At 69.6% G+C, this 12,395-nt stretch carries 12 protein-coding genes; 10 read left to right on the forward strand and 2 right to left on the reverse strand.

Annotation, left to right across the window (positions count from 1 at the left end):
- The first annotated feature begins 26 nt into the window (after positions 1–26).
- Complete coding sequence (locus G9473_RS11920; protein ID WP_291133550.1) at positions 27–1,634, forward strand: hypothetical protein; 1,608 nt, start codon at positions 27–29, stop codon at positions 1,632–1,634.
- A 4-nt stretch (positions 1,635–1,638) separates the two neighbouring features.
- On the opposite strand, the gene G9473_RS11925 is transcribed toward G9473_RS11920, so the two are convergent.
- On the reverse strand, positions 1,639–3,213 hold the full coding sequence (locus G9473_RS11925) for a helicase HerA-like domain-containing protein (RefSeq protein WP_291133551.1): 1,575 nt from the start codon (positions 3,211–3,213) through the stop codon (positions 1,639–1,641).
- 140 nt (positions 3,214–3,353) lie between these two features.
- Here G9473_RS11925 and pabB point away from each other — a divergent pair, with 140 nt between their 5' ends.
- The 5 genes from pabB to G9473_RS11950 all read left to right on the forward strand — a co-directional run bounded on the left by pabB (position 3,354) and on the right by G9473_RS11950 (position 7,329).
- Entirely contained in the window at positions 3,354–5,183 is a 1,830-nt protein-coding gene (gene pabB / locus G9473_RS11930; RefSeq protein WP_291133552.1) for an aminodeoxychorismate synthase component I, read from the forward strand.
- Entirely contained in the window at positions 5,180–5,839 is a 660-nt protein-coding gene (locus tag G9473_RS11935) for an RluA family pseudouridine synthase (RefSeq protein WP_291133553.1), read from the forward strand. The genes pabB and G9473_RS11935 overlap by 4 nt, the downstream gene beginning before the upstream one ends.
- Positions 5,832–6,248, forward strand: coding sequence for an alternative ribosome rescue aminoacyl-tRNA hydrolase ArfB (gene arfB / locus G9473_RS11940; protein WP_291133554.1), 417 nt, complete (start codon positions 5,832–5,834; stop codon positions 6,246–6,248). The genes G9473_RS11935 and arfB overlap by 8 nt, the downstream gene beginning before the upstream one ends.
- A gap of 151 nt (positions 6,249–6,399) precedes the next feature.
- Complete coding sequence (gene rpmG, locus G9473_RS11945; protein WP_034902319.1) at positions 6,400–6,567, forward strand: 50S ribosomal protein L33; 168 nt, start codon at positions 6,400–6,402, stop codon at positions 6,565–6,567.
- Positions 6,568–6,651: 84 nt separating this feature from the next.
- Positions 6,652–7,329 (forward strand): outer membrane lipoprotein carrier protein LolA, encoded by a 678-nt coding sequence (locus tag G9473_RS11950; protein WP_291133555.1) that lies wholly within the window; start codon positions 6,652–6,654, stop codon positions 7,327–7,329.
- Positions 7,330–7,674: 345 nt separating this feature from the next.
- On the opposite strand, the gene G9473_RS11955 is transcribed toward G9473_RS11950, so the two are convergent.
- Entirely contained in the window at positions 7,675–9,102 is a 1,428-nt protein-coding gene (locus tag G9473_RS11955) for an alkaline phosphatase (protein ID WP_291133556.1), read from the reverse strand.
- Positions 9,103–9,222: 120 nt separating this feature from the next.
- Between G9473_RS11955 and xth the strand changes: the two genes are divergently transcribed.
- From xth to G9473_RS11975, 4 genes are all read left to right on the forward strand, one after another.
- Positions 9,223–10,011, forward strand: a complete 789-nt coding sequence (gene xth, locus G9473_RS11960) for an exodeoxyribonuclease III (protein ID WP_291133557.1) — start codon at positions 9,223–9,225, stop codon at positions 10,009–10,011.
- Entirely contained in the window at positions 10,008–11,093 is a 1,086-nt protein-coding gene (ribA, locus tag G9473_RS11965; RefSeq protein WP_291133558.1) for a GTP cyclohydrolase II, read from the forward strand. The genes xth and ribA overlap by 4 nt, the downstream gene beginning before the upstream one ends.
- Positions 11,090–11,614, forward strand: a complete 525-nt coding sequence (locus tag G9473_RS11970) for a GNAT family N-acetyltransferase (protein WP_291133559.1) — start codon at positions 11,090–11,092, stop codon at positions 11,612–11,614. The genes ribA and G9473_RS11970 overlap by 4 nt, the downstream gene beginning before the upstream one ends.
- An 88-nt stretch (positions 11,615–11,702) precedes the next feature.
- Complete coding sequence (locus G9473_RS11975) at positions 11,703–12,386, forward strand: tetratricopeptide repeat protein (RefSeq protein ID WP_291133560.1); 684 nt, start codon at positions 11,703–11,705, stop codon at positions 12,384–12,386.
- Positions 12,387–12,395 lie beyond the last annotated feature (9 nt).

Genomic DNA, 12,395 nt, shown 5'->3' on the forward strand with positions numbered 1-12,395 from the left:
TGGGCGGGCTTGCTAAGTCACCTTTCATGAAGGCGGCCCTGTCCTGGCTGGCGCGCACCGCCGTGCTCTATGTCCTGCTCGCGCTGGCGATCGGGCTTGCGCTGCTGGTCCCGTCCGACCTTGCGGGCGATCTCGCGCGCGAGACGGCGAGCGGGGAGGAAGTGGCCGCCGAAATCGCGCAGGCCCGCGAGGACGCGCAGGCCCGGCTCGAAGCCAGCGCGGATGCCATCGCCGCGCTGCCGCTCGACGCGCTGGACGCCCGCGCGGGCGCACTGGTCGCGCGGCGCGAGGAACTGCGCCGGGAAATCGACCGGCTCGATGGCGGCTTCCTGTCCACCTACCGCCCCTCGCGCGTGGTCGCGCGCAAGCGCGCGGAACTCGAACTCGCGCTGGTGGTGGGCGAACTCGATCTGATCGAAGCCGCGCGCGAGCCACGGGCGGCCTTCGAGGAGGCGCGTCGCTATCTCGAGGCCAACCCGCGAATGCCGACCGAGGCGGCGATCGCCGCCGCGCGGACCCGCTGTGCGCGAAACCGCCGGGCGCTCGCCGAATTCGAGGCCCGCTGGGAAATCGAGCAGCGCGCACGCGAAGCCCTGCGCTCGGAAGAGAGCACCTTGAGGGACGCGGTGCGCGATGCCTGCAAGACCGCGGACCGCCTCGCCGCGCGGCGCGCCCGCGCGCTGGACGCGGCGCAAAAGGCGCGCGCGGCGCGCGATGCGCTGGCCGGGCTGGCCGCCCCCGTGCTGCCCGAAGAGGAGCCGGGCGCGATGACGCGGACCCTGCTGCGAGACATCCTCTTCAAAGCCTTTTACGCGCTGCTCGCGATCCTGCTCGTGCCGCCCGCGATCCGGGTCGTGCTCTACCACGTCCTCGCCCCGTGGGCCGCGCGCCGCCCCCCGATGCGCTTCCGCAAGCCGGAGGGCGCGCCCGCCTTCCCGCCTGCCGAGCCGAGCCGCGTGAGCCTCGCGCTGACGCTCGGCGAAGGCGAGGAGGCGCTGGTTCGGCAGGACTACCTGCAGTCCTCCTCGCTGAGGGGCGAAAAGCGCACCCGCTGGCTGCTCGACACCGGCCATCCCATCGCCAGTTTCGTCAGCGGGATGCGCTTCCTCACCGCCGTCAGCGGGGCGGGCGAGGAGGTGCTCGTGTCGGCGGTGAAGGATCCGCTTGCCGAACTCGCCCTGCTAGAGATTCCGTCGGGCGGCGCGGCGGTCGTGCGCCCCAGCGCGCTCGCTGGCCTCGTCCAGCGGCAGGGCGAACCGGTCCGCATCACGACCCGCTGGCGATTGTTCTCGCTTCCCGCATGGCTGACCTTCCAGCTGCGCTATCTCGTCTTCCACGGCCCGGCGAAGCTGGTGCTGAAAGGCGGGCGCGGCGTGCGCATCGAACCGGCGGCGCGCGGGCGGATCGTCGGGCAGGGCCAGCTCATCGGCTTCTCGACCGACTGCGCCTATTCGGTCATCCGCACCGAGACGTTCTGGCCCTATTTCTTCGGGATCGAGCCGCTGCTCAAGGACCGGGTCGAGGAGGGCCACGGCGTGCTGCTGGTCGAGGAAGCCCCGCTCGCCGGGCGCAGCGGCATCAGGCGCTCCTTCGAGGGCGCTTTCGACGCGGCGCTCAAGCTGTTCGGGATCTAGCGCCCTAGCGCATCAGCCCGCCGATGAGGTTACGCACGAAGCGCCCGGCGATGGGTCCGGCAAGATCGGTCGCGATCGAGCCCGCCGCCGAGGTAATGCCCGAGGCGACCGGGTTCGCGCGGCTCTTCTTGCCCAGCACTTTCGAGGCCGCCATGCCCGCAAGCCCGCCTGCGGCGACCTTGGTCCCGCGCGAAATCGCCTTTTCCCAGATCGAAGGGCTCTTGCGCGCGCGCTTCCTCACTTCCTCCTCGCCCTGTTCGGCGACTTCCTCGGCAGTGGCGGCGGCATCCTCTGCCTTCGCGAGCAGGACTTCCTCGGCGCTTTCCCGGTCCACCGCCTCGTCGTATTTCCCGGCAAGCGGGCTGACCGACTGGATGATCGCGCGCTCCTTGTCGCTTACGGGGCCGAGGCGCGAGCGCGGCGGCTTGATGAGAGTGCGCTGGACCACGCTGGGCGCGCCGTCCTCGTCGAGCGTCGAGACGAGCGCTTCGCCCACCTTCAGCTCGGTGATGACCTGTTCGGTGTCGAGTTCCTCGTTGATGCGGAACGTCTCCGCCGCCGCGCGAATCGCGCGCTGGTCGCGCTTGGTAAAGGCGCGCAGAGCGTGCTGGACGCGGTTGCCCAATTGCCCTGCGACCTCCTCGGGAATGTCGATCGGGTTCTGCGTCACGAAGAACACGCCCACGCCCTTGGACCGGATCAGGCGCACGACCTGCTCGATCTTGTCCTGCAGCGCGTCGGGTGCGTCGTCGAACAGCAGGTGCGCCTCGTCGAAGAAGAACACGAGGCTGGGCTTTTCGGGATCGCCGACTTCGGGCAGGCTCTCGAACAGTTCGGCGAGCAGCCAGAGCAGGAAGGTCGCGTAGAGTTTCGGGCTGCGCATCAGCCGGTCGGCGGCAAGCACGTTGACGAAGCCGCGCCCGTTCTCGTCGAGCTTCAGGAAATCGTCGATTTCGAGCGCCGGCTCGCCGAAGAAATGGTCCGCCCCCTGCGCCTCGAAACTCAGCAATTGCCGCTGGATCGCCCCGACCGACTGGCGCGAGACATTGCCGTACTTGCCCGACAGTTCGGAGGCGTTCTCGTTCGCCCATTGCAGCAGCGCGGTGAGGTCGCCGAAATCGAGCAGCAGCAGCCCGTTCTCGTCGGCATGGCGAAAGACGATCTGCAGGACGCCTTCCTGCGTGTCGTTGAGGTCCAGCAGCCGCGCGAGCAACAGCGGGCCCATCTCGGAAATCGTCGTGCGGATGGGGTGGCCCTGTTCGCCGTAAAGATCCCAGAAGATCACCGGGTTGTCGGAATAGGCATAGTCGTCCATGCCCAGCTCCTTCGCCCGGCCCTCCAGCTTGTCGGCGTGCTTGAAGGTGGGCGAGCCCGGCATGGCGATGCCCGACAAATCGCCCTTCACGTCGGCGACGAAGACCGGGACGCCTTCCTTGGAAAAGCTTTCGGCAAGCCCCTGCAGCGTCACCGTCTTGCCCGTGCCGGTCGCCCCGGCGATCAGGCCGTGCCGGTTGGCCCGCGACAGCGCGAGGTGCTGGTCCTCGCCATTGCCGCCCAGTCCCAGGAAAATCTCGCCCATCGCGCGCCCGTGCCCCCTTGCCGCCATTCGCCTCGTCGCTTCCGGTTTGGAAGCCCGGCGCGCGCCGGTCAAGCATTGGGGGGCAGGCTTCCCGCCGCAAGCACTCGACTTGGGCCGCGTATCGGTTAAGGCAGGAGGCAATGGGAGAGCCCACGCCATATGTCCTGCTCGACGACGCGCGCGATCCCGCCGGGGACGGCGCGCGCGCCCCGGCCGACGCGCTGCTCTACGAGGCTCCGCGCGCGGTCTTTCGCGCGATGCGGCCCGAGGACGTCGGGGCGACGCTCGAGGCCGCCGATGCCGCGCGGCGTGAGGAGGGCGGGACGCTCGCCGGATACATTGCTTACGAGGCGGGCCTCGCGCTCGAGCCGAAGCTGGCGGAGCTCGCCGCCGCGCGCAGCGGGGCCGCCGGGCCGCTCGTCTGGCTCGGCCTGTTCGATGCGCCGCAGCGGATCGCCGCCGCCGACGTGCCCGGCTGGCTCGAAGCGCGGCGCGAGGGGGGCGAGGCGCGGATCGGCCCGCTCGACCCGCAAGTGTCCCCCGGCGGTTACGCAGCCGCCTTCGCCGCGCTGCAGGAAAAAATCGCCGCGGGCGACATCTACCAGGCGAACCTCACCTACCCGCTCGCGGGCTCCTTTCGCGGCGACCCGGTCGCGCTCTACGCCGCGCTCCGCCCGGCGGCGGCGGCGGGCTATGGCGGGCTGGTGTTCGACGGCTCGCACTGGCTTTTGAGCTTCTCGCCCGAACTCTTCGTCGCGCTCGACGGGCGGAGCGCGAAGGTCAAGCCGATGAAAGGCACGCGCCCGCGCTCCGCCGACCCCGCCGAAGACGCGGCGCTGGCGGGCGAACTCGCGCAATCGGTCAAGGACCGCGCGGAAAACCTGATGATCGTCGACCTGATGCGAAACGACTTGTCGCGCGTTGCCGTGCCGGGAAGCGTGCGGGTCGATGCGCCCTTCACGGTCGAAAGCTATCCGACGGTGCACCAGATGGTCTCCGGCGTGCGTGCGGAGCTTGCCGAGGGCAAGGGCGCGATGGACCTCGTGCGGGCGCTGTTCCCCTGCGGCTCGATCACCGGCGCGCCCAAGATCCGGGCGATGGAACTGCTGGGTGAAGTCGAGCGCGACGCGCGCGGACCCTATTGCGGGGCCGTCGGGCGGATCGATGCGGACGGCAGCGCCGCCTTCAACGTCGCGATCCGCACGCTGCGTCTGACCCCGGTCGAGAACGGGCAGGGCGACGCGGTGCTTGGCGTCGGCTCTGCCATCGTCGCCGACAGCGAGGCGCTTGCCGAACGCCGCGAATGCGAGATCAAGGCGGGCTTCGCGCGCCGCGCTGCGCCGGGCCTGACGGGGCCTTCCTGCGACCTCATAGAGACGATGCGATTCGAGCCCGAAAGCGGCATCGCCCTCCTCGAAAAGCACCTCGCCCGGATGAAACGGAGCGCGGGAGAACTGGGCTTTTCCTTCGACCGCCACGCAGCGCGCAACCAGATCCAGGCGCTGTGCTTCGAACTGGAGGAGCCGGCCAAACTGCGCCTGCTCGCCTCGCGCTCCGGGGCGATCGCGCTCGAAACCGCACCCCTGCCCGAAGAGCGCACCGAGCCGCTGGACGCTGTCGCCCTGCCGCTGCCGGTCGATCCATCGGACTGGCGGCTGCGGCACAAGACCTCGGACCGCGGCTTCTACGAGGAAGGGCTGGAGGCGGCGCGCGCAATGGGCGCGGGCGAATGCCTCTTCGTGCGCGAGGACGGCCTTGTGACCGAGGGCTGCTTCACCAATGTCTTTCTCGAACGCGGCGGAGTGCTCCTCACTCCGCCCGCCTCGCTGGGCCTGCTGCCGGGCGTGCTGCGCGAACAATTGATCGAGGAAAGCCGCGCGCGCGAGGCGGAGGTGACGCTGGACGATCTTGCCGACGGTTTCTTCCTCGGCAACGCGGTGCGCGGGCTTTTCCCGGCGAAGTTCACGTGAATATCCCGATCCTCTACGAAGACGCCGAGGCGCTGGTGATCGACAAGCCCGCTGGGCTGCCGGTCGACCGGCCCAAGCGCGGCGGGCCGTGCCTCGAGGATCGGCTGGACGAATTGAAACTCGGCTTCCAGCGCCCGCCCGTGCCGGTTCACCGGCTCGATACCGACACTTCGGGCTGCCTGCTGCTCGCGCGCAATCCCAAGGCATTGAAACGCTTCAACCGCGCCTTCGAGGAGCGGCTGGTCGAAAAGACCTATCTCGCCGTGCTCGCCGGGCACCCGCCGGGCGAAGCGGGAACGGTGGAGCTGGCGCTTTCCAAGATCAGCTCGGCCGAAAAGGGCTGGCGGATGATCGCCGCGAAGAAGGGCAAGAGCGCGATCTCGCACTGGGAGCTGGTCATGGCGCTGGGCGATAACAGCCTCATCCGCTTCCGCCCCGAAACCGGGCGCACCCATCAGCTGCGGGTCCATGCGCTGAAGGGCCTCGGCGCAGCCCTGCTGGGCGATCCTGTCTATGGCGGCGGGCCTGTGCCGGGCGCGGGCCGGACGATGCTCCACGCGGCCAGCATCACCGTCCCGCGCGAGGGCAAGCCGCCGATCGAGGCGAGAGCACCGCTCCCGGCCGATTTCGCCGCACTGGGCGCGCGCGATGGATGAGGGCTTGCTGGACCGCGCCCATGCGCTTGCCGAGGAGACGTTCCTCGCGGGCTCCGGGCCGGGCGGGCAGAACGTCAACAAGGTCGCGACCACCGTCCAGCTGCGCGTCAACGTCTACGCCCTGCGCCTGCCCCCGCCGGTCTTCGCGCGGCTGCGCGAGCTTGCGGGGTCGAAGCTCACGGCCTCGGGCGACCTCCTCATCACCGCGCGCGAGCACCGCACGCAGGAAGCGAACCGGGCCGAGGCGCGCGACAAGCTCGGCGCCCTGCTCGCAGCGGCGCATCGCCGGCCCAAACGCCGCGCGAAGACCCGGGTAAACCGTGTCGGCAAGGTCCAGAGGCTCAAGCAGAAGAAGGCGCGCGGGGCGGTCAAGGCGAAGCGCGGCAGGGTCGACCGCTCGGACTGGTGAGGCGGCGGGTGCTCGCTTGACTTTTCCCCGGGAATCGCCCAATGGCGCGCGTCTGTGAGGCGGCGATCCCCGGTTCGGGCACGCGTCGCCCTTTGTTTTTGGGCCGGTCCGGCGATTCGGGCAGGTCCCCACCCATCGACAGGATACCGCCATGGCGAAGCCCGCAACCGTCAAGATCAAGCTCGTCTCGACCGAGGGCACGGGCTTCTACTACGTGACGAAGAAGAACCCGCGCAACATCACCGAGAAGATGACCTTCCGCAAATACGACCCCGTCGTGCGCAAGCACGTCGAGTTCAAGGAAGCGAAGATCAAGTAAGCGCGGGCCGGCGATCATCGCCCGCCTCTTGCGTCCTTGCGCAGTTCACGCCCGGTTCAATGCCCCGGCCCTAGTCCGCGAGGCATGATGGACTTCTCTCCGACCCGTTTTCCCATGCGCGCCCGGCTGATGGCCGGCGCGTTCGCGCTCGGCCTGGCCGGGACGCTGCCCCTTGCCGCACCGCTCACGCCGCCGGCGCAGGCACAGGAAGCCACCGGGAGCATCGACGCGGCGGTGCGCGCGCTGCGCGGCATTTCGACCATGCGCGCCGACTTCACCCAGATCGACCGCGAAGGCCGCCGGGTGGCGGGCACGATGACCCTGAAGCGCCCCGGCAAGATCCGGTTCGATTACGGCGAGGATTCCGATTTCCTCGTCGTGTCGAACGGCAAGTCGCTCTACGTCGTCGATTACGAGGTCAACCAGGTCGAACGCTACCCGATCAAGCGTTCGCCATTGGGCGCCCTGCTCGATCCCTCGCGCGACGTTGCGAAATACGGCAAGCTCGTCCCCACGATGCGCGACGACGTGCTGAGCATCGAGGTGCGCGATCCCTCGCGCCCAGAATTCGGCGTCATCACCATGATCTTCGTGAAGAACGGCCGCGCGCCGGCCGGGTGGGAACTGAACAGCTGGGTCGCGCTCGACGCGCAGAACCATCGCACGACGGTGCGCCTGTCGAATCATCGCTATGGCCTGTCGGTCGCGGAAAGCACCTTCGATTTCGACGATCCGCGCCGGACAAGTCGTCGCCCACGCTGAACGGGTGGTCGGCGCGCGGTTGTAGAAATGCGACAAACCTAGGCGCTCGTTCATTTACCCGAAAGCCATCCTGGCGTATTCGGGTTCTCGACAAGACGGCTGAAGGCGGGTTTCCCCCCTGTTGCCCTCCCTTCGCGAAGGCCGGCTTGCACAAGCGTGACGAACGCTCACAAGGAACCCTCGACCCATCGCCCCCGGGTCGGGGGTTTTTGTGTTTTGTTTGCGCAGCGCATCCGCGCTGCGATTTCCTCGGCCCTTACGGGCCTGCGGGCGGGCGGTCGCCCTTGCGGCCCTTCGGGCCGGATCAGCGCAACTCGCTAACGGCGAGCGAGTGGTCCGTGCGCCTTAATCCCACCCCAGCGCCTTGCGGATGATCTCGTAGATCACGTTCTGCTCGATCACGCCGCGCGCGCGGGTCGCGCCGGGGCCGGTGGCGTAGAGCGCGACGTCCTCGCCCGCGTGGGTCTCGCTGCCGAGCGGGATAGTCGCCTGCTGCTGCGCCTCCAGCCCCGTTTCGGGCATCGGGCGTTCGGCCATGCCCGCAATCGCACCCGGGCCGTTGCCATATCCGAGCGTCGTGTAGGGCTTGCCGTCCGAGGCGATGATCGGCTCCTCCTCGCTGCCCGTCTCGCCTGCGGGCGGGACGACGAGGCCGAGGATGTCGTTCCCGCGCCGGGGATAGCCCGCGATGGTGAAGACGTGGCTGTGATCGGCGGTGACGAGGATCAGGGTTTCTTCCGGGTCGGTGTGCTCGACGGCATAGCGGATCGCGCGGGCGAACTCGACCGCTTCCTCGAGCGCATAGCCCGCCTTGCCCGCGTGGTGGGCGTGGTCGATCCGGCCGCTTTCGACCATCAGGTAGAACCCGTCGGGATCGCGCTCCAGCCGCTCGATCGCCTGCGCGGTCATGCCGGTGAGCGTCGGTTCGGTGGAGCCTTCGCGGCGCTCGGCCTCGTAGGTCATGTGGCTCGGCGAGAAGAGGCCCAGCACCGGCCTGCCCGCGGGCGCGGCGGTCAGTTCGGCGGCGGTGCGGGCGATGGTCCCGCCGGTCCGCGCGGCCCATGCGGCGGGCAGGTCCGCTCCCGCATCGGCCCGCGCCCCGCCCTTGTCGCGCCCGAAGAACACGGCCGAGCCGCCGCCCAGCGCCACGTCCCAGTCAGCCTCGACGAGCTGGGTCGCGATGTCCTTGCAGCCGTATTGCGCTTCGGCCTCGGGCACGGCGGCTTCCCAGTCGCGGTCGGCGCTCCTCGCATAGACGCTGGCAGGCGTCGCATGGGTGATCCGCGCGGTCGAGACGATGCCCAATGCAAGCCCCTTCTCCTTCGCCTCCTCGCCCAGCAGCGGGAGCGGGTGGGCGAGCGCATCGCGGCACGATCCGCGCACCGCGTCCGGCCCGATGCCGAGCACGCCCATGCGGGTCTTCTTGCCCGAATGCATCGCCGTCGCGGTCCCGGCGCTGTCGGGAACCTGCGCATTGGTGTTGTAGGTCTTAACCAGCGCGACATTGGGGAAGGTCTCGAACACGAGCGCATTGTCCTCGCCCGGCTCCCCGCGCTTCTGGCCTTCGTAGATGCGCGCGGCGGTGACGGTCGAGATGCCCATCCCGTCGCCGATGAAGAGGATGACGTTCTTCGCGCGCGCCTCGGCGATGCCGCCCTCGGTCGTCACGGTTCCGGGATCGCCCTCGGCGTAGTTGTAGTTGTTCGTCGTCGTGCACGCAGCCAGCGGCAGGGCGGCGGCGGCAAGAGCGATCAGCGGGCGAAGCTTTCTCATGGGGTCGTCTCCTTGTCGCCCCGCGCTATCGGCAAGCAATGTGACCGTAAAGGGACGCTTGCCGGGAGAGCGGCGCCGCGCGCGCTGGATTTTGCCCGCGCCCCCGCCTAAGTCCGCCCCATGCTGTCTGTCGCCACCTGGAACATCAACTCGGTCCGCCTGCGCCTGCCGCTCGTGCAGCGCTATCTCGAGGAACACTCGCCCGACATCCTGTGCCTGCAGGAGATCAAGTGCCAGGAGGACCAGTTCCCTGCCGCCGCATTGGCCGAAATGGGCTATGAGCACCAGGCGATCTGCGGACAGAAGGGCTATCACGGCGTCGCCACCGTCTCCCGCGTGCCGATCCGCGAGGTCACGCGCCACGACTGGCAGGACAATGGCGAAGCGCGCCATGTCGGGGTCGAGGTGTTGGGGCGCGACGTCTTTCTCGAGAACGTCTACGTCCCCGCCGGCGGCGACGTGCCCGACCGCGAAGTGAACGCCAAATTCGGGCAGAAGCTCGATTTTCTCGAACGCATGGCGCGCTGGGCGGACGCTCTCGACAAGCCCACGCTGATCGTCGGCGATTTCAACATCGCCCCGCTCGAATCCGACGTGTGGAGCCACAAGCAATTGCTCAAGGTCGTGAGCCACACGCCCATCGAGGTCGAGGCATTGGACCGTTTCCGCGAGGCCCACGGCTGGGTCGATATCGGGCGCGAGCACGTGCCGCACCCCGAACGCTATTACAGCTGGTGGTCCTACCGGAATCCCAACTGGAAGACCAACGACAAGGGGCGACGGCTCGACCACGTATGGGCCTCGCCCGCCCTTGCCGCGCAGGCCCGGCGCCACGCGGTGCTGGAGGAGGCGCGCGACTGGGAAAAGCCGTCGGACCACGTGCCGATCCTCACCGGGTTCGACGTGTGAGCCAGCCGGGCGCACCGTCCCCGGAACGCCGCGCGGCGCAGGCGGTCGATGCGCTGCGCCACGGCTGGCCGCTCGTATTCGGGGAAGGGCCGGACGCGGTGACGCTGCTGCCGATCGAAACCGCCATCGCGAGCGGGGCGACTTCGGGGCGGCTGCTCATCTCCGCCGCGCGCGCTGCGACCCTGAAACTCGCCAACCAGCGCGAGGCCGCCGTGCCCCATGCACCCGTCCTCATCCACGGGGGCGAGCCCTTCACGCTGGCCGACGCGACCCCCATCGCCGACCCCGCGCTCGACCTCGCCAATCCGCTCAAGGGCCCGTTCCGCGCCGAGCCGCTGGCGTGGGAGGAAACCGCGCGCACCGCGATGGAACTCGCCCGGATCGCAGGCATCCTGCCGGCCTTCATGGTCGATCCGGAGGACGCGGGCGAGCCGCATCCGCTGCTCGCCGAAGACCTCGCCGCCTACAGCGAAGCGGCGCGGCTGCGCATCGTCACCCGCGCGCGGCTTCCCATCGCGGCGAGCGAGACCTGCGAGATCGTCGCCTTCCGCTCCCCCGCCGACACGCGCGAACACGTCGCGCTCATCGTGGGCAAGCAATCGGGCGAGACGGCGCCGTTGGTTAGGCTCCATTCGGAATGCCTCACCGGCGACATCCTCGGCAGCCTGAAATGCGATTGCGGGCCGCAGCTCGACGCGGCGCTCCACGCGATGGCCAAGGAAGCGCGCGAGAAGGACGGGTGGGGCATCCTGCTCTATCTCAGGCAGGAGGGGCGCGGGATCGGGCTGGTCAACAAGCTGCGCGCCTACCGGCTGCAGGACCAGGGCTTCGACACGGTCGAGGCCAACCAGCGGCTCGGCCTGCCCGACGAGGCGCGCGACTTCCCCACCGCCGCGCGGATGCTCGACCTGCTCGGCGCGGGCGCGATCCGGCTGCTCACCAACAACCCGGCCAAGGTCGAGGCGCTGGAGGCGGCGGGAATCGCGGTCGCGGAAAGGGTCGCGCACCAGCTGCCCGAAAACCCCCACAACGCGCGCTATCTTGCGACCAAGCGCGACCGGTCGGGGCACCTCCTCACATGAGCGACATCACGATCCGCCCCGAACGCGCGGGCGAGGAAGCCGCGATCCGCGCGATGGTGAGGCGCGCCTTCGTCGGCCACGCCTATTCCGACGGCGACGAGCAGGACGTGATCGATCGCCTGCGCGCCGACGGCGACCTCTTGCTCTCGCTCGTCGCGGTGGAGGACGGCGCGATCATCGGGCAGGCGACCTATTCCCCCGCGCTGCTGGAGAACGGCGAGGAAGGCTGGGTCGTGCTCGGCCCGGTCGCGGTCGATCCGGCCCACCAGGGCAAGGGGCTGGGCCGCCGCCTGATCGAGGCTGGCGAGGCGATCATGCGCGAGCGAGGCGCGAGGGGCATCACCGTGCTCGGCGATCCCGAACTCTACACGCATTTCGGCTTCAGGCAGGACACGCCGATGTGGCTCGCGGGCGAACTCGGCTGGGCGTTCCAGGTGAAAAGCCTCGGCCCGCCGATCCCCGCGACCGAGCAGCGCTACGTGCGCGCCTTCGACCCGCCCGAAAGCGAGAGCGCGTCCTAGCGCTCGCTCTGCCTCCGCAAGCCCACGGCGGTCTTTCGCGCGCCGCCGCCTTCGGCTAGCGTCGCGACGGAAGAACGGGGGGAAATCAATGCGACACATCATCCTTGCGCTCGCGCTCGTGTTCGGGCTCGGCAACGCGCAGGCTTCGATCGAGGATCTGTATCAGGCCGAGGACTACGACGCGGCACTGGCGCAGGCCCGGCAAGAGGCGGCTGCAGGCGATCCAAAGGCGCATGACTGGCTCGGCTGGATGATCGAGCAGGGCCGCGGCACCGAGCCCGACCCGCAGGCCGCTGCCGAACATTACCGCGTCGCCGCCGCCGCCGGGCGCAACCATGCGCGCTGGCGGCTGGGCGTGCTGATGGACGAAGGCAGGATCGCCGGCGGCTCCGGGCAGGCGGTGGCGCTGTTCAGGCTGGCCGCGGCGGAGAATTACGCCAACGCGCTCGTCAGCCTCGGCGTGATGCACGCGACCGGGCGCGGGACGCCGAAGGATTTCGATGCGGCCTATGCCAGCTACGAACGCGCCGCGCGGCTCGGCGATGCGGGCGGGATGCGCGGGGTCGCGGTGATGCATTACCTCGGCGAGGGCCGTCCGGTCGACAAGGCGGAGGCCGCCGCGTGGTTCCTGCTTTCCGCCGCGCTCGGCAACGAGGAAGCGCGGAGCAATGCCGAACAGGTGGCGGGCGAACTGGGCGCAGCCGATCTCGAAGGGGTCGAGGACCGCGCCTTCGCCATCGCGGCCGAGCTCGGCCTCGACATGGGAGAGTGAGTCCGGCCT

This window comes from Erythrobacter sp., assembly GCF_011765465.1.
Lineage (GTDB): Bacteria > Pseudomonadota > Alphaproteobacteria > Sphingomonadales > Sphingomonadaceae > Erythrobacter.